Origin of the sequence: Micromonospora sp. NPDC048842 (assembly GCF_040649935.1) — a bacterium.
Classification (GTDB): domain Bacteria; phylum Actinomycetota; class Actinomycetes; order Mycobacteriales; family Micromonosporaceae; genus Micromonospora; species Micromonospora hortensis.
The window spans coordinates 248,863-264,683 of sequence record NZ_JBEZGK010000010.1; the positions used below are offsets into that span (position 1 = coordinate 248,863).

Sequence of the window (15,821 nt, forward strand, 5' to 3'; positions counted from 1 at the left end):
ACCTGGTCCTCCGCGAGGTGACTCACGCCTCGGACACCTCCTCGGGCTCGGCGACCCAGGCGGAGAAGACCGGCACCCCGTGCCACGGGCCGGTGACGCCGTCGGCCCCGGCGTCGGTGGCGACGGCCACCACCGCGTACGGGTGGCCGAAGCGCAGCTCGGCGGTGCGGGCCACGCCCTCCGGCGGCATGCTGGTGATCCCGGCCATGCCGGTCACCGCCGCCGCCTCGAAGCCGTACCTGTCGAACCGGGCCACCGCCGTCTGCCATGCCTCGAAGCGCTCCACCGGCAGCGCCAGCGCCGTCGCGAGCGTGTCCACCGCGGCGGCGAAGCCGAGCGCCGGGGCGGTCAGGTCATGGTCGTTCCGAGCGGACCAGCAGGGCAGGACGGCGGTGTGCCGCTCTTCGCGGCCGTCGCGCGCCCAGGTGTGCACCCGTTCCTCGGTCAGCGTCCACAGCGGAGTCTCGCCGAGCGGCAGGTCGAACAGCGCGCGGCTGCCCACCGGTGGCGCGCCGTCGGCCGCGTCGGCGCTCAGGTCGTACGCAGTGGCCAGCACCTCGGCCGGTGGCACCTGCGGCGCGGCGGCGACCGAGAGGACGACCAGCCCCGCACCGTCGGTCGTCTGGGCGGGTGCGGCGTGCACGATCACGTCACCGGCCCGCGCTGTGGACACGATGGCGCAGTGGTGGCCATGGCTCGGGCTGCGTAGTGCCCGCCGTAGTTGACCGGCCCACGGGCTGTTGGCGCCGAGCGCGCGTGCGTCGGCGACGTCGAACGGGTTCGCCCAGGACACCCGGGTGGCCAACGCGCTGGCCAGGATGAACACCACGTCCCAATCGACCTCCAGGGGGAACGTCTCGATCAGGCCGAGGCTGTGCTCGCGCGCCCAGGCGTCCAACCCGGCCTGATCGGGCAGTGCGCCGACCTCGGTCGTGCTGGGCAGCGCGGCCCGCCACGCCGCCGGCCCGCCGTCGCCCTGCCCCGTTCGGTGCCAGAGCGCGGTGGCGGACCCGACCAGCGGGTGCGGCGCCTCCAACAGTGTTCTGGCCACCTCGGCCGCGCTCGGCAGGTCGGTGCCCAGCGCCTGCGCCAGCTTCGCGGCGGCTCTGTCCGCTACGGCCGGATCGCTGTCGGCCGTGGTGGCAGTGACAGCGAGCAGCAGCCAGGCACCGAGCGGGGAGGCGACGTGGTGTCCGTCGCCGGCCGTGGTGTGCAGCCGCGCGGCGTACGCGGAGAGCGGCCCGTGCAGATCGGTCCTCATGTCCCCACTCTGCCCGCCGGCCCGGCTCATGACCACAGCTCGAACGGCTCGTCGATCTTCGTGCCGGCGAGGAACGGGGTGATCAGCCGGGGGAGCTGCCCGGGATAGAACCGTTCCCGACTGGCGACCACCGCCGGCAACGGCCACCAGCGGAAGCCGAAGTAGTCCTCCCGCTCGTAGTCGAGCCGGTGCGCCTCGTCCACGTCCGGGCCGGGGCCGGCCAGCCGTACGGCGACGACAACCTCGTCCTGGACGTGCCGCAACTGGCGGTGCAGGAAGCTCGCCCGCCGCCGCCAGTTCGGCGCACCAACCTCGTCGGCGGTGATCACGATGCCGGTCTCCTCCCGCAGCTCCCGCACCGCCGTGTCGCGATAGGTCTCACCGGGATCCATGCCACCGCCCGGCAGCTCCCACCAGGTGCCCAGCCGGGCGTGGTCCGGGTCGCGGGTGTGAAACAGCAACACCCGGTCGGCACCGTCGGTGACCACCACCCGCACCGCGCGTCGCTCCAGGATCGGCAGGTCACGGGGCAGCTCGTTCATGGAGCCAGTCTGTCGTACCGCCCTCTTCGGCGGCGGGTAGGCTGCCCGCCGTGGCTGGTCTGTTGAGGAATGTCGCGGCGCGTATCTCCCGGGTCGGTGCGGTGATCCCGTCGCCCCGGCGTACCGGGCCGGCGCCCGCGCAGGTGGCCCGCCGCCGTCAGGTGAGCGCCCTGCAGCGTCGGGAGCTGACCTACGCTCCGGAACGGGACGGTCAGGCCGACCCGGGCGAGATCGTCTGGACGTGGGTGCCGTACGAGGACGACCCCCGCCAGGGCAAGGACCGGCCGGTGCTGGTCGTCGGGCGGCACAGCCGGACCCTGTTCGGGCTGATGCTGTCCAGCCAGAGCGAGCGGGACGGTCAGCGGCACTGGTTCGCGCTCGGGCCGGGTGAGTGGGACCGCGACAACCGGCCGAGCTGGGTCCGGCTGGACCGGGTGCTCACCATGCGCGAGGACAGCATCCGCCGGGAGGGCGCCGTGTTGGACCGGCCCCGCTTCGACCGCGTCGGGCAGGCGTTGCGCGCCGGCTACGGCTGGCGCTGACCGCGCGGCGAGCAACCCCGGCAGTGGGGGTAGCCCCACAGTGAGGCACCTGGCGGCGAGATCTATTCGCGGCTCGGCCCGACCGCGGCACCCTTCGTGTCCGGCGGCGGGTACGGCTGGTCGGCGAGGAGTCGGGCCAGGTGTGCGGTGTTGAGCGCCAGGGCCTTCGTGGTGCGGCCGGTGGTGTCGGGCTTGGGGCCGGCGTCGCGGTAGTCCACGGTCTGCAGTGCCTCCCCGACCCAGTAGGTCGCGGCGGCCGCGGCGATGGTAAACCCGACCTCGTTGAGCGCCTGCTGCACCTCGCCGATGGTGTGGTGGGCGCCGTCCTCGTTGCCGACAACGGCGACGCCGGCCACCTTGCCGTAGGTGAGGAGCCGGCCCTCGGCGTCGGTCTCGGAGAGTTCGGCGTCGAGGCGTTCGAGGACCATCTTGCAGACGCTGGAGGGCTGGCCGAGCCAGATCGGCGTGGCGATGATCAGCACCTGGGCTGCCATCAGCTTGGCGCGGATCGCCGGCCAACCGTCGCCGTCGCCCTCGTCCGTGGACACCCCGAAACGCACGTCGTGATCGACGACCCGGATCATCTCGCCCTCCACGCCCTGCACTGCCAACTCGGCGAGCACTTCCCGACCGAGCTGATCGGCGCTCGACGGCGCAGGCGACGGCTTGAGGGTGCAGTTGAGTACGAGGGCGCTGATGGTCGCCACGTCGAGTTCCTCTCGGCGGTCATGATTCGGGTACTGACTTGCCATACCCGGATAGGACGTCTCGGAACGCCCCGGCGGCCGGCAAAACCGCTGGGTCGGTGGCCGGAGCGCTGGCATGGTGTTCCGCATGGTGCAGGACGTCGCACGGCAGGTGGCCGAACAGGTACGGGCGGGCTTCGGCCTGCGCCTGTCCACGCTGGAGTCCGTCACCTCCGGGGCGGACCAGCACGCCCGACTGTGGCTCGCTCGGGACGCCGACGGCTCTCGGTACGCGGTCAAGCTAAGCGGTGGCGGCACCTCGGCCGGCCTGGTCGTGACGGCGTACCTGGCCGAACAGGGGGTGCCGGGCATCGCCGCGCCGCTGCGGGCCGACGACGGACGGCTGTCGATCGACAACGACGGCCGCCGCCTCTCGGTGGTCCCATGGGTCTCCGACCGGCGAGCGCTCGACGGCCCGATGACCGGCGCGCACTGGCGCTTGTACGGCGAGGTGCTGGCCGCCGTGCACGAGGTGCCGGTGACCGTCGAGCTGAGCCGGCTGCTACCGGCGGGCGGCGCCGCGTACCCCTCGATCGTGACCGCAACCCGCGCGATGGCCGCGCGGCTGCGCGACCCGGACCCGGTCGACCTCGCGGACCCGCTGGTGATGGAGCTGGCGGGGGTGTGGTCCGCGGCGGCCGACCGGCTGGGGGTGCTGATCCGCGAGGTCGAGCACCGTGCCGTCGACAAGCGTGACCGGCCCGGCGCGAACGTCGTTTGCCACGGCGACCCGCACCTGGGCAACCTGCTGCTCGGCGCGGACGGGCGGGTCTGGCTGATCGACTGGGATGACGCGGTGCTCGCCCCGCCCGAGTGCGACCTCATGTTCGTCCTTGGTGGGGTGCTCGCCTTCGCGCCGATCACTGCCGAGCAGCAGCAGGCAGTGCTCGCCGGCTACGGCAGGACCGACGTCGACCCGGTGCGCCTGGCCTGGTTCCTCGCGGTCCGCGCGCTGGACGACCTCAGCGACTGGACCCGCCAGGCGTTGGACCTCGACGCCGAGGCGGCCGACCGGGATCGGGCGGCGCGGATCGTGCGAGGGCTGGTGTCACCGGTGGGTCTGGTCACTCTCGCCGATGCGGCACTGCGCGGTCTCGACCGGCGGCGCGTCGCGGGCCCGGCGTCCGTTCAGGGCGGCCACCACGCGGAATAGGGCTGAACGGTCAGCGCTCGCCGAGGAACGCGCTGTCGACCAGTTGGCGGGGCGATCGGGTGCCGCCGAGGCTCTTCGCCTGGTACATGGCCGCGTCGGCGCGGCTGAGAGCGTCGGTGAGCTGGGCGGGGCCGGTGACCGGGGCGAGCCCGACGGACGCGGTGACCCGGACGCTGCACCCGCTCAGCCGGATCGGCGCGGCGACGGTTTCGCTGAGCCGACGGGTGGAGTGCTCGATCCAGCGCCGGTCGACGGTGGGGCTGGAGAGAAGCCCGGCGAACTCGTCGCCGCCGAGGCGCGCCACGAGGTTGTCCCCGGCGAAGCCGGCGAGCCGTTCGGCCACACTGATCAGCACCTGGTCGCCGGCGGCGTGCCCGTACCGGTCGTTGATCTGCTTGAAGTCGTCCAGATCGAGCACCACGGCGATCAGCGGCTGGCCGGCGGCGTCGGTGAGCAGGGCGGCCGCCAGGCGGTAGAAGGCGCGTCGATTGGGCAGCCCGGTGAGTGGGTCGTGGCTGGCGGCGTGCCGTTCGGCGGCCAGCTCTGCCTGGAGGTGACCGATCTCGGCCTCGGCGCGCACCGCCCGTCGGCGTAGTTGCCAGGAGGAGAGCAGCGCGCCCGCCGCGCAGACGCCGGAGGCGACACTCATCGGATCCGGCACGAACCCTCCCATCGCCGCGACCGCCTCCAGTCTTCGGTTGACGCGGCGCGCCGCGTCGGGCCCAGTTTTGCCTGATCGTTGCCCGTGTGGGGGTAACACAAAGTGAACGGATGGGCACCGATCATGTGCGTTATCATGCTCGCCGTCGGATGCAGATGCAATAGCAGATGCACGTGCAGAACCGTCCAATGTCGATACCGCACCCCCTCGCCGTCACCGCTCCTCCCACGGCCACCGGCGGGCTCGTAACAGAAAGACGCCCCCATGCAGCAGCCACCCAATGGCGTACCGATCCACCAGTTGCCTCCGCTGAGCTGGCAGAAGAGTCGCCGCAGCAACCCCAGCGGCAACTGCGTCGAACTGGCCGAACTGCCCGAGGGAGCGGGCATCGCGGTCCGCAACTCACGACACCCGGAAGGGCCGGCACTGATCTACACAGTGGATGAGATCGCCGCCTTCGTTCTCGGTGCGCGGGACGGAGATTTCGACCACCTGATCAACTGACCGTCCGAGGGTGGGTCGTCCCGGCGACGGGACCGATTTGCCGGCGCGGAGGAGTTCACCTCACTGTCGGTCCATGGCATGCTTACACGTCGGCCGGGCCGGGGCGCCCGGCCGTCGTGGGTCGGTGTCCGGAGGTCCGCACGTGACGATGGTTCCCGCCGAGGGTGGTCCGACAACCGGGCCGACCGTGCTGCGCATGCTGCTCGGCGCCCAACTGCGCCGTCTCCGGGAGTCCAGCGGGGTGACCCGGGAGGGCGCCGGCTGGGAGATCCGCTCCTCCGAATCCAAGATCAGTCGAATGGAGCTCGGTCGGGTCGGCTTCAAGGAGCGCGACGTAGCCGACCTGTTGACCCTCTACGGCGTCACCGAGGACCACGAGCGTGACGCGCTGCTCAAGCTCGCGCGGGACGCGAACAGCCCTGGCTGGTGGCACCGTTACGGCGACGTGCTGCCCTCCTGGTTCCAGTCGTACCTGGGCCTGGAAGCGGCCGCCGCGCTGATCCGCAGCTATGAGGTGCAGTTCGTGCCGGGCCTCCTACAGACCCGGGAGTACGCCCGGGCGGTCGTGCTGCTCGGGCACGGCGCGGCCGGCCCGGGTGAGATCGACAGACGTGTCGCGCTGCGGATGCAGCGTCAACAGTTGCTCCAGCGGCAGAACCCGCCGCAGCTCTGGGCCGTGGTGGACGAGGCGGCCCTGCGCCGGCCCATCGGTGGCGCCGAGGTAATGCGCGGTCAGCTCACCGCGCTCATCGAGGCGACCAAGTCGCCCCACATCCGGTTGCAGGTCATCCCGTTCGCCGCCGGTGGCCACGCCGCCGCCGGGGGCGCCTTCACCATCCTGCGCTTCGGCGACCAGGAGCTTCCGGACATCGTCTACATCGAACAGCTCACCAGCGCCATCTACCTGGACAAGCGCGACGATCTGGATTACTACGCGGTGGCCATGGAGCGGCTCTGCGTCGAGGCCGAGCCGCCGGAGCGTACGGCGGAGATCCTCGGGCGACTGCTGGACGACACCTACCCAGCCTGACCCTCGACCGATCAGGCGCCCGCAGGCGGGACTCTCGGCCCACGTATTGACCGACGCCGACCGGCCGGGCTAGTCTCTGTATCGATACAGACTGGATCGATACAGAGGGGTGCCGGTGAAGCCAACACTGCAAGCCGTGGCCGACGCCGTCGGCGTCTCGCGCAGCACCGTGTCCAACGCCTACAGCCGCCCCGACCAGCTCTCCGCCGCCCTGCGCGAGCGGATCCTGGACGCCGCCCGGCAACTCGGGTACCCCGGCCCCAACCCCACCGCGCGCTCCCTGCGCCGAGGTTTCGTCGGGTCGATAGGGGTGCTGTTCACCTCGCAACTGTCGTACGCCTTCACCGACCCGTTCGCGGTCCGCTTCCTCGCCGGTGTCGGCGCGGCGGCCGAACGGCACGGCATCAGCATGCTGCTGGTGCCGCTGCCCCCGGGGGCGACCGACGCCCGACAGGCGGTGGAGAACGCCGCCGTCGACGGGTTCTGCGTCTACTGCGTCGCCGACGAGGAATGGGCGTTGGATGTGATCCGACAACGCGGGCTGCCGTTCGTCAGCACGGCCGCCCGCGACGACGCCAGCGCCGACGAACGGTTCGTCGGCATCGACGAGCGGACCGCCGCACGCAGCGCCGCCGCGCACGTCGCAGGGCTCGGGCACCGTCGGGTGGCGCTGCTCGCCGACTCCGTGCTGCCCGACGCGCCGGCCGGCCCGCTCACAGTTGCCGGGGTCGACCAGGTGCCGCATCCGACCACCCGAGGTCGGCTCAGCGGGTTCGCCGACGCCTTCGCCGAGGTCGGCGTCGGCTGGGCCGAGCTGACTGTGGTCAACGTCCCGGGCAACAGCCGCCCGGCGGCAGCCGCAGCCGTCGCCGGGCTGTTCGACCAACCCGCGCCGCCGACCGCCGTGCTGGCCGGCTCCGACGTCCTCGCGCTCGGTGTGCTGGACGCCTTGGCCGCACGGCCGGCCCATGATCGTCCAACTGTCTCGGTGACCGGCTTCGACGACGTCCCCGAGGCCGCCGCGGCCGGTCTCACCACCGTCCGGCAACCGGCCGAGGAGAAGGGCCGAATCGCCGCCGAACTACTGCTCGACCCGCCCGCGGACGTCGCGGCCGGTCACGTACTGCTGCCCACCGCACTCATTGTCCGGGGCTCCACCGGACCTGTCCCGAGGGGTTGACCATGGAACCTCCCACCGGATACATCACCGCGCTCGACGCCATGAACCGGCACGTCAACTCGGCCCGACCGGATGCTCCGGTCCAGGTCGAACACCCCCGCCGGGCCCTGCTCGCCCCGACCCGGCAGGCCACCGCCCTCGCCCTGCGCCGGCTCGCCGACCGCATCCAGCCACGACCGTTGCCCGCCAGCCCGCGCTGCTCCTGAACCGCACCAATCCCATTCCGGTACGCACGGGACGAACAGTGTGGGTCCGGGCACGCAGAGTGGTCGAGGGCGGTGTTGCCAGGCAGACTGGTGAAGCCATGTCGCCGCTCACGCCCACTCTCCGCCTCCACGACCGCTACGTACTGCACGAGCGGATCGGTCTCGGTGGCATGTCCGAGGTGTGGCGAGGCGACGACGAGGTGCTCGGCCGGCCAGTTGCGATCAAGGTGCTCGCCGGGCAGTTCGCCACCGACCCACAACTGCGGGCCACCATCCAACGCGAGGCCCGCGCGGCCGCGCGGCTGACCCACCCACACGTGACCCAGGTGTACGACTACGCCGAGGCGACCCTGGCCGGCGGCGTCGTGGTCCCGTACCTGGTGATGGAACTCGTCGACGGTCACAACCTGGCCGACCGGCTGCGGACCGGGCCGCTTCCCTGGCCGGAGGCGGTCCGAGTGGCCGGGCAGATCGCTGCCGCGCTGGCCGCCGCGCACCGCATCGGCGTCGTGCACCGCGACGTCAAACCCGGCAACGTCATGCTCACCGACACCGGCGCCAAGGTGCTCGACTTCGGCATCGCCGCGCTCGGCGGCCTCGACAGCCAGTCCGGCGAACCGCTGATGGGCACCCCCGCCTACTTCGCCCCGGAACGGCTGACCGCCGGCCCGCCCGACCCGGCGAGCGACGTGTACGCCCTCGGCGCACTGCTCTACCGCACCCTCACCGGGCGGGCGCCACTGCCCGTGCAGAGCTGGGAGGACGCGCTGGAAGTGCACCGGCTGGGCACCCCGGTGCCGCCGCTGCGGGTGCCCGGCCTACCCGCCGACATCGCCGAGCTGACAGTCGCCAGCCTGGCCGCCAACCCGGCCGACCGGCCGAGCGCCGCGCACCTGGCCCGCCGCTTCGGCGCCGGTCAGCCGGTCGAGCCACCCACCGAGCTGCTGCGCATCCGGCCGGCCGCCCACCCGCCCACCCTGATCGACCGGTCGATGGTGGCCCGTCCCGTCCCGGCACCCGCCGCACCGGCCCGACGCCGGTCGCGTCGGCCCCTCGCCGTGCTCGTCGCGGCCGTGCTCGCGGTACTGATCGGCGTCGGCGTCCTGTTCGTGGAGAATCCGCTCGGCAACCCGGGCACACCCGACCCGGCCGAGATCGCGGCCGCGCCGTCGACCTCCGCCCCGGCCCCGGCGCCCACGACACATTCGCCGACGCCGGCCGCACCGTCGCCAACACGCCCCACCGCCAGCACCGCGCCCCCGACCGTCGGGCAGCAGCTACCGGTCAGCTTCCGGGAGGTGAGCAGCGAGTTCGCCGCCGTCCTCGCCACCGCTGTCGCCCGCGGCGACGTCGACCGGAAGACCGCCGAAGATCTGCGCGACGACCTCGCCGACCTCAACCGCCGCACCAGGGACCGCGCCGAGCGCGTCGCCGACCTACGGGACCGCATCGCCGAGCTGGTGCGGCGGGACCGTCTACCAGCGCAGACGGGCGCGAAACTGGACGCTCTGCTCGCCCGGACCGGCAGCTTCTCCACCAGCCGTACGGACGACTGATACCCACGTCGATACCGCTGGCATGATGTCCCGATGCGGACACGTCTGATCTTCGTGCGACACGGCGAGTCGGTCCACCAGCTCGAAGGAATCATCGGTGGGCCACGTGGCTGTCGCGGCCTCACCGCCCTCGGCCACGAGCAGGCACACGACCTGGCCAACCGGCTCACCGGCGAGGTTGCCGTCGACGGTCCGGTGGCGGTCTACTCGTCCGTGCTGCGCAGGGCCGTCGAGACCGCGCAACCGATCGGCGCGGCGTTCGGCGTCCGGCCCGTGGCCGACTGTGGTCTCTGCACCTGGCACACACCCCCGTACGCCGACGGCCTGCCGACCGCCCTCTTCCGTACCGACCACGCGGTGGCGGGTGGCGGCGTGTTCCGACCGTTCGAGGAGGGCAACGAGAGCTGGGCCGAACTGGTGGTCCGCGTCAGCCGCGCGATCATGGAGATCGCCCACCGGCACCGGGGCTCCACAGTGGTCCTGGTCGGCCACAGCGAGACCGTCGAGGGCGCCTTCCACGCGCTCGGCGCGCAGCCGGTCTTCCGGGCGTTCGACCTGGACGTGCCCCCGGCCTCGATCACCGAATGGACCACCGACCACGACCCCGGCGGTTGGCCGCCGGCCCGCTGGACGCTGCGCCGCTTCGCCGACACCGGGGGGTGGGCCAGAGGTTGACCGGGCCACACCGCGCGCGACCAGCTTCGGCCTGCGGCGCGGCTAGTCGGCGGCCAGGATCTGTTCGCGCAGGATCTCCGCGTGCCCGCAGTGCTGGGCAAGCTCGCGCAGCACGTGCAGGTAGACCCAGCGCAGCGGCAGCGGGCCGCGCCGGTTGCCGCGCAGCACGTCGTCCAGGCCCAGCGACGCCGTCGCGCGGTGGGAGGCCTCGCACGCCTCGCGGTGCGCTCGCTGGATCGAGGCGATCGTGTCGCCGTCGTCGAGGATGAACGACTCGTCCGGCGTGGCCGGGATGCCGATCTCGGCCCGGGGCCGACACGTGACGGCCTCGTCGAACCAGACCTTCTCCACGAACGCGGCGTGCTTCACCAGACCCAGCAGCGTCGTCCGGGACGGCACCAACGACCGGCGCGCCTGCTCCTCGGTCAGCCCGTCCAGGTAGCCGTTTAGCGCTCTGCGGTGCTCGTCGATGAACGCCTCGAACTGTGTCTGGGCTGACTGGCCGACGACATCATCGGCGAAGGTCGGAGGGAAGGAGGTCATTCCCGAAGCATTCCAAGGTCATCGCCGGCGCGCAAACACCATTACTCAGCCGAAGGAGAGAAGAGCACCGCGCTCGTCGAAGCGGGCGGTGCCCGCCCACGCGATCTCCCAGCGGTTGCCCTCCGGGTCGGCGATGTAGCCGGAGCGCCCACCCCAGGACCGGTCTGTCGGCTCCGCCACCACCGTCGCCCCCGCCGCGACGGCGGCTTCGAACGCAGTGTCGACCTCGTCGCGGCTGTCGACGTTGCAGGCCAGGGTGACCCCCGACCAGCCACCGGCCGGCGCGGGCACGCCCGGCGCCGCCTCGGCGGCCAACTCCGGCAGCGGGTAGAGCGCTAACAGCACACCACCGAGCAGGAAGGCTGACCAGCCGTCGTCACTGGCCGGCAGCTCGGGCCACCTCAACGACCGGTAGAACGACCGCAGCGCGGCGACGTCGCGTGCTCCCAGCGTGACCACTGACAGTCGGGAGGGGACGGTGCTCATGGGCCCGATCCTGCCCGGAACGTACGACAGGTGCCAGGCGTCGCAGTTCAGTCGGCGCGGCCGGAGAAGTGGTCGGCAAGCACCGGTGCCAGCACGTCAACCGAAACACCGTGCCACTCGCCGGGCAGCGTCCGGTGCCGCCCCGCTGGCAGCGCCTCGGCCACCTCCCGTGCCCAGCCGTGCAGCCGTGCATCGCTCTGCGCGCTTTCGAGCACCAACGTCGGGATCGTGAGTGCGGTCAGAGCCTCGGCAGGTAGGGCCGTGAGCAGGGTAAGGTCGTACACCAGGGTGTGCGCCAAGGCCTCCATGGCCGGCCAGCCCGGCCCGTCGCGCATCCGGTCGACGAACTCCGCGGGCACACCGATGCTGCGCTGGAAATGCAGCATCGCATCGCCCGGACGGCCGGCGGCGACCAGCTCGGTGATGTCAGCGGCCAGGCCCGGATCGTCCGTCGGCTGCTCGCCCTGCGCGAACGGCGGCTCCAGCAGGGCCAGCCGGGTGACCGACAGGCCGCCGGTCGCGGCGAGGAGCGCCAGCACCGCCCCCGAGGAGAAACCGTAGAGGGCTGCCGAACCGCCGGACGCGCCCTCGATCAGGGCCCGTAGATCCTCGACCTCCCGCTGTGGCGCGTACGGGGACGTGTCGGAACTCTGCCCCCGGCCCCGCCGGTCATAGGTCAGCGCTGTGAACTCCTCGGCCAGCTGGGCCGCCAGCGACCTCATCGGGCCCATCTCGCGGAACCCGCCCGCTGCATCCACCAGGATCACCGCAGGACCGGCGCCGCTGCGCTCGTAGGCGATGATGGTGCCGTCCGCCGAGCGGACCGTGCCGGTCGTCGCGGCCTCGACCATGCGCTCCTCCTCGTCTCGGTGACACTGCCCCACGCTAGGGGATGGGTCCGACGTCGACTGCCCGGTCAGCCGATGCTGACGCTGAGCGACTCGCCCGGGTCGGTGCCCGCGCGGGCGTACACCTCGCCGTCCGGCGTCCAGACGCCCGACCGGCCCGCCGCCTCGGTGTAGCCACCGCCGGTCGACCCGGCGAAGCTCGCCACCGCCACCCAGACCCGGTGCGCGGTGGTGATCCGGTGCGCCCGTTGGTCTATCACTGCGGCGTCGCGGGCCGACTCCAGGACGCCCGCCGCGTACACGTCGATCCCGAGCGCGGCAGTCCGCTCCGCGTGCGTGGCCACGCCGGTGTCCTTGCAGATCGCCAGCCCCACCCGCCAACCGTCCACATCGAGCACGACCGGCGCGTCGCCGGGCCGGAACCGGCGGGCCTCCGGGTCCCCCAGCCACATCTTCCGGTACGCCACCGCCGCACCGCCGCCGGTCACCGCCAGCATCGCGATGTGGTCACCGGCGACCGGCGCACCGACCAGGGCCAGCGCACCCGCCTCGGCGCACGCCCTGACCAGCGGCGCCAACAGCGGGTCGTCGACGGACACGACCGGCGCGTCCAACTCGTACCCGGTCAGCGACAGCTCCGGAAAGACCACCAACCGGGCGCGCGCCGCGCGGACCGCGGCGGCGTGCGCCCGCGCGTTTGCCGCGACATCCAGGGGTACGCACGGCGGCTGGACCACAGCGAGCCGCAGCGGGGTGCGGCTTTCCACACCCCCACCGGTGTGGTCGACCCTCGCGGTCGGGCGGTCGGCCCCATGGTCGGCTCTCAGGATGACTTCGTAACGTGGGCGCATGATTCGAACGTCCCACGCCGTGTTCGCCACCGGAACCCCCGCCGCCGCAGCGGAGCCACCACAGGACGGGATCGTCGGCTACGTCACTGACCTGGTGGAACGGCTCGGCGGGCCGGGTGCCGGCCTGGCAGTGGCGTTGGAGAACCTCTTCCCGCCGATCCCCAGTGAGGTGATCCTGCCGCTGGCCGGGTTCGTCGCCGCCCAGGGACGGATGAGTCTGGTCGGTGCGATTTTCTGGACCACGTTGGGTTCGGTGGTGGGCGCGCTCGCGCTCTACCTGATCGGCGCGGCCCTGGGGCGCGACCGGATGCGCGCCATCGTCTCCCGGCTTCCACTGGTCAAGCTCAGCGACGTGGACCGGACCGAGGCGTGGTTCCTGCGGCACGGTGTGAAGGCGGTCTTCTTCGGCCGGATGATCCCGATCTTCCGAAGCCTGATCTCCATCCCGGCGGGCGTGGAGCGGATGCCGGTGACCACGTTCCTGCTCTACACCACGCTGGGCAGCCTGATCTGGAACACCACATTCGTGCTCGCCGGCTACCTGCTGGGCGACAACTGGCACCTCGTCGAGGGCTACGTCGGCACGCTCCAGAAAGTGGTGATCGTGGTCTGCGTGGCGGGGGCCGCCTGGTTCGTCGGGTCCCGTGTGCTGAAAGCCCGCCGCGCCGCCCGCAACCCCGAGCCGACCGAGCCCGAGCAGAGCGAACTGAACGGGATGCCCGACCCGGGCGGTCGGGGCACCCTCTACCGAAGCGGATCGTGGGCCTCGGACGAGCGCTAGCCCCCTCTTCTTCTCCTCCACCCCACGCGCCACCCTTGGGTCGCGTGCGGGCGGGGCATATGACGCAGAGCAGGAGAACAGGCGTGGTGCGCAAGGCGGGCGAGGTGGTGGGGGAGCGGCGTACCGGCAGGTGGTGGCTTCGGCTCCGGCTACCCCTAGGCGTCGCCGTCGGCATCGCGACGGCCGCCGTCGAGCTCGCCTTCCTCGCCGTCGCCGCCGCCGCATCCAGCGTGCGCGCTGTCGCGCCTGCTGCCGGCCGTCGTATTGCCAGCCTGACCGACCGGTACGGGGGGCTGCTGGTGCGGATGGAACATCGCCGCCTCGCCGGGCTGCTCGCCGCGGAGGATCTGCCCGCGCCGAACACCGTGGCGACCCGGCGGCAGCTCGGCTACCTGGCCGCCCGACTGCTACCCGGCACGCTCGGCCTGCTGGCGTACGCCGTGCTCGGCGTGGGCGTGGTGCTGGCCGGGATCGTGCTGCGCTCGGCGGTGCGCGGGGAGCTGACCCTTCTCGACGCCCTGACCCAGACCACCGTCGGGGCGGTGCTGTTACTGCTCAACGTTCAGGCCGTTGCCAGCATCGCCGCGCTGGACATCCGACTGGCGCGACGACTGCTCGGGCCAGGAAGTCGGGCCGAGCTGACACGGCGAGTCCACGAGCTGACCACCAGTCGGGCCGGGGTCATCGCCGCCGTCGACGCCGAACGGCAGCGCATCGAACGCGACCTGCACGACGGCCTCCAACAGCGGCTCGTCGCCCTCGGCATGCTGCTCGGCCGGGCCCGGCGCGCCCGCGACGCCGACCGCACCCACGCACTGCTCGCCCAGGCGCACGAGGACGTGCAACGGGCCATCGAAGAGTTGCGCGAGGTGGCGTGGCGCGTCTACCCGTCAGCACTGGACGACAGCGATCTGGGCGAGGTCCTGGCCATCGTCGCCCGCGGATCAGAGGTGCCGGTGCGGATCCGCTGCGAGCTGCCCGTCCGTCCCGAGCGGCACGTCGAGACGGTGCTGTACTTCGTGGCCTGCGAGGCGCTCACCAACGCCGCGAAACACGCCGCCGCTACCCTGGTCACTGTCGAAATCGGAGTACGGGATGGGTGGATCCGGATGCGCGTACACGACGACGGCGTCGGCGGGGCGGAACCGACCGGACGAGGGTTGTCCGGGCTGGCGCGACGGGTCGCCGCGCTGGACGGCTGGCTGCTAGTGACCAGCCCGGCCGGCGGTCCGACGACAGTGCTGGCGCAACTGCCGTGCGCCTAGTCCTCGCCGAAGACTCGACGCTGCTCCGGGAGGGCCTGACGCGGCTACTCGCCGACGAGGAGCACGAGGTGCTCGCGGCGGTCGCGACCGCCGATGAGCTTGTCGAGGCTGTCGGACGAACCCGTCCCGACGTGGTCGTCACCGACGTCCGGATGCCACCCAACCACACCGATGATGGGCTACGGGCCGCCCTGGAGATCCGTCGTCGGTGGCCCGACACCGGCGTCCTCGTGCTCTCCCAGTACGTGGAGCGGCGTTACGCCGGGCGACTGCTCGCGGACCGTCCCGAGGGGGTCGGCTACCTGCTGAAGGACCGGGTCGCCCAGGTGGATGACTTCCTCGACGCACTCGACCGGGTCGCCGCCGGAGGCACCGCCCTCGACCCGGAGGTGGTCCGTCAGGTGGTGGCCGGCTCGGAACGGCCCGACCCGTTCGGTCGGCTCACGCCACGGGAACGGGACGTGTTGCACGAGATGGCCCAGGGGCACACGAATCTCGCCATCGCCCAGCGGCTGCACGTGTCGCAGAGCGCTGTCGAGAAGCATGTCAACGCCATCTTCGACAAACTCGACCTCGTACACACAACGGGCTTCAGCCGGCGAATCCTCGCAATTCTGCGCTACCTGGGCTCGTAGGCCGGGCATCCTCGTAGGCCGGGCACCCTCGTAGGCCGGGCGTGGCGGCCGGTCCAGCCCGCGGAATCAGGGGCCGTGCAGGTGCGGGCCGGGCAAGCCATGCCGGGTCTGGGGCCGTGCAGGCGCGGACCAGGCAAGCCATGCGGGATCGGACGCCGGGCACGCGGGGGCCGGGCCCGGCATGATCGACTCGGGTTCCTTGATGTCGGGGTGTCCCGGCGTCCGGGATGCCCCGCCTTCCGTGAACCCGAGTGGATCAAGCGGGTGAGGGGCGATTGGACGCCAGGGGTTCCGGTGGGTGTGGGTGGTTTGGTCGTTGGTGGGGGTTTGTGGGGTGTGGTCGGGTGCACTCGTGG

The 15,821-nt window shown here is 72.2% G+C and carries 19 protein-coding genes; 11 read left to right on the top strand and 8 right to left on the bottom strand.

Going from position 1 to position 15,821, the window contains the following annotated elements:
- Positions 1–22: 22 nt before the first annotated feature.
- Both AB0C19_RS17225 and AB0C19_RS17230 read right to left on the bottom strand, forming a co-directional pair.
- Entirely contained in the window at positions 23–1,261 is a 1,239-nt protein-coding gene (locus AB0C19_RS17225) for a hypothetical protein (RefSeq protein WP_357185898.1), read from the bottom strand.
- 26 nt (positions 1,262–1,287) lie between these two features.
- Positions 1,288–1,803, bottom strand: coding sequence for an NUDIX domain-containing protein (locus AB0C19_RS17230; protein ID WP_357185900.1), 516 nt, complete (start codon positions 1,801–1,803; stop codon positions 1,288–1,290).
- A 50-nt stretch (positions 1,804–1,853) separates the two neighbouring features.
- Between AB0C19_RS17230 and AB0C19_RS17235 the strand changes: the two genes are divergently transcribed.
- Positions 1,854–2,345, top strand: a complete 492-nt coding sequence (locus AB0C19_RS17235) for a type II toxin-antitoxin system PemK/MazF family toxin (RefSeq protein WP_030336385.1) — start codon at positions 1,854–1,856, stop codon at positions 2,343–2,345.
- Positions 2,346–2,407: 62 nt separating this feature from the next.
- Here the strand turns inward: AB0C19_RS17235 and AB0C19_RS17240 are convergent, their stop codons facing one another.
- A complete protein-coding gene (locus tag AB0C19_RS17240; protein ID WP_357185904.1) occupies positions 2,408–3,052 on the bottom strand; it encodes an NAD(P)H-dependent oxidoreductase in 645 nt (214 codons plus the stop codon).
- 115 nt (positions 3,053–3,167) lie between these two features.
- On the opposite strand from AB0C19_RS17240, the gene AB0C19_RS17245 reads away from it, so the two are divergent.
- Positions 3,168–4,244 (top strand): phosphotransferase, encoded by a 1,077-nt coding sequence (locus AB0C19_RS17245; RefSeq protein WP_357185907.1) that lies wholly within the window; start codon positions 3,168–3,170, stop codon positions 4,242–4,244.
- 10 nt (positions 4,245–4,254) lie between these two features.
- On the opposite strand, the gene AB0C19_RS17250 is transcribed toward AB0C19_RS17245, so the two are convergent.
- A complete protein-coding gene (locus tag AB0C19_RS17250) occupies positions 4,255–4,905 on the bottom strand; it encodes a GGDEF domain-containing protein (RefSeq protein ID WP_124857357.1) in 651 nt (216 codons plus the stop codon).
- A 264-nt stretch (positions 4,906–5,169) separates the two neighbouring features.
- On the opposite strand from AB0C19_RS17250, the gene AB0C19_RS17255 reads away from it, so the two are divergent.
- The 6 genes from AB0C19_RS17255 (at position 5,170) to AB0C19_RS17280 (ending at position 10,056) form a co-directional block, all read left to right on the top strand.
- Complete coding sequence (locus AB0C19_RS17255) at positions 5,170–5,409, top strand: DUF397 domain-containing protein (protein ID WP_091406718.1); 240 nt, start codon at positions 5,170–5,172, stop codon at positions 5,407–5,409.
- A 142-nt stretch (positions 5,410–5,551) separates the two neighbouring features.
- On the top strand, positions 5,552–6,439 hold the full coding sequence (locus tag AB0C19_RS17260; RefSeq protein WP_357185911.1) for a helix-turn-helix transcriptional regulator: 888 nt from the start codon (positions 5,552–5,554) through the stop codon (positions 6,437–6,439).
- 136 nt (positions 6,440–6,575) lie between these two features.
- Positions 6,576–7,619 carry a substrate-binding domain-containing protein gene (locus AB0C19_RS17265; protein WP_357185914.1) on the top strand — a complete coding sequence of 348 codons (1,044 nt, stop codon included), beginning with the start codon at positions 6,576–6,578 and terminating at the stop codon, positions 7,617–7,619.
- 2 nt (positions 7,620–7,621) lie between these two features.
- Positions 7,622–7,825: a hypothetical protein gene (locus tag AB0C19_RS17270; protein ID WP_357185917.1), complete on the top strand. Its 204-nt coding sequence runs from the start codon at positions 7,622–7,624 to the stop codon at positions 7,823–7,825.
- A gap of 98 nt (positions 7,826–7,923) precedes the next feature.
- Positions 7,924–9,381, top strand: a complete 1,458-nt coding sequence (locus AB0C19_RS17275; RefSeq protein ID WP_357185920.1) for a serine/threonine-protein kinase — start codon at positions 7,924–7,926, stop codon at positions 9,379–9,381.
- Positions 9,382–9,414: 33 nt separating this feature from the next.
- Positions 9,415–10,056 (top strand): histidine phosphatase family protein, encoded by a 642-nt coding sequence (locus tag AB0C19_RS17280; RefSeq protein WP_210787484.1) that lies wholly within the window; start codon positions 9,415–9,417, stop codon positions 10,054–10,056.
- A gap of 42 nt (positions 10,057–10,098) precedes the next feature.
- On the opposite strand, the gene AB0C19_RS17285 is transcribed toward AB0C19_RS17280, so the two are convergent.
- From AB0C19_RS17285 to AB0C19_RS17300, 4 genes are all read right to left on the bottom strand, one after another.
- Positions 10,099–10,599, bottom strand: a complete 501-nt coding sequence (locus AB0C19_RS17285) for a DinB family protein (RefSeq protein ID WP_357185923.1) — start codon at positions 10,597–10,599, stop codon at positions 10,099–10,101.
- A gap of 45 nt (positions 10,600–10,644) precedes the next feature.
- Complete coding sequence (locus AB0C19_RS17290; protein ID WP_357185926.1) at positions 10,645–11,085, bottom strand: VOC family protein; 441 nt, start codon at positions 11,083–11,085, stop codon at positions 10,645–10,647.
- A 47-nt stretch (positions 11,086–11,132) separates the two neighbouring features.
- Positions 11,133–11,936: an alpha/beta hydrolase gene (locus tag AB0C19_RS17295; RefSeq protein ID WP_357185929.1), complete on the bottom strand. Its 804-nt coding sequence runs from the start codon at positions 11,934–11,936 to the stop codon at positions 11,133–11,135.
- A gap of 65 nt (positions 11,937–12,001) precedes the next feature.
- On the bottom strand, positions 12,002–12,700 hold the full coding sequence (locus tag AB0C19_RS17300; RefSeq protein WP_357185932.1) for a carbon-nitrogen hydrolase family protein: 699 nt from the start codon (positions 12,698–12,700) through the stop codon (positions 12,002–12,004).
- Between the two features lie 82 nt (positions 12,701–12,782).
- On the opposite strand from AB0C19_RS17300, the gene AB0C19_RS17305 reads away from it, so the two are divergent.
- From AB0C19_RS17305 to AB0C19_RS17315, 3 genes are all read left to right on the top strand, one after another.
- Positions 12,783–13,565: a DedA family protein gene (locus tag AB0C19_RS17305; protein ID WP_357185935.1), complete on the top strand. Its 783-nt coding sequence runs from the start codon at positions 12,783–12,785 to the stop codon at positions 13,563–13,565.
- An 83-nt stretch (positions 13,566–13,648) separates the two neighbouring features.
- Positions 13,649–14,830: a histidine kinase gene (locus AB0C19_RS17310; protein ID WP_357185937.1), complete on the top strand. Its 1,182-nt coding sequence runs from the start codon at positions 13,649–13,651 to the stop codon at positions 14,828–14,830.
- Positions 14,821–15,465, top strand: coding sequence for a response regulator transcription factor (locus AB0C19_RS17315; RefSeq protein WP_357185940.1), 645 nt, complete (start codon positions 14,821–14,823; stop codon positions 15,463–15,465). Before AB0C19_RS17310 ends, AB0C19_RS17315 begins: the two co-directional genes overlap by 10 nt.
- The last annotated feature ends 356 nt before the right edge of the window (positions 15,466–15,821 follow it).

Coding starts and splice junctions, on each gene's coding strand:
- AB0C19_RS17270 (WP_357185917.1), top strand. CDS start 7,622: ATGGAACCTCCCACCGGATACATCACCGCGCTCGACGCCATGAACCGG.
- AB0C19_RS17280 (WP_210787484.1), top strand. CDS start 9,415: ATGCGGACACGTCTGATCTTCGTGCGACACGGCGAGTCGGTCCACCAG.
- AB0C19_RS17285 (WP_357185923.1), bottom strand. CDS start 10,599: ATGACCTCCTTCCCTCCGACCTTCGCCGATGATGTCGTCGGCCAGTCA.
- AB0C19_RS17305 (WP_357185935.1), top strand. CDS start 12,783: ATGATTCGAACGTCCCACGCCGTGTTCGCCACCGGAACCCCCGCCGCC.
- AB0C19_RS17225 (WP_357185898.1), bottom strand. CDS start 1,261: ATGAGGACCGATCTGCACGGGCCGCTCTCCGCGTACGCCGCGCGGCTG.
- AB0C19_RS17290 (WP_357185926.1), bottom strand. CDS start 11,085: ATGAGCACCGTCCCCTCCCGACTGTCAGTGGTCACGCTGGGAGCACGC.
- AB0C19_RS17295 (WP_357185929.1), bottom strand. CDS start 11,936: ATGGTCGAGGCCGCGACGACCGGCACGGTCCGCTCGGCGGACGGCACC.
- AB0C19_RS17255 (WP_091406718.1), top strand. CDS start 5,170: ATGCAGCAGCCACCCAATGGCGTACCGATCCACCAGTTGCCTCCGCTG.
- AB0C19_RS17230 (WP_357185900.1), bottom strand. CDS start 1,803: ATGAACGAGCTGCCCCGTGACCTGCCGATCCTGGAGCGACGCGCGGTG.
- AB0C19_RS17245 (WP_357185907.1), top strand. CDS start 3,168: ATGGTGTTCCGCATGGTGCAGGACGTCGCACGGCAGGTGGCCGAACAG.
- AB0C19_RS17275 (WP_357185920.1), top strand. CDS start 7,924: ATGTCGCCGCTCACGCCCACTCTCCGCCTCCACGACCGCTACGTACTG.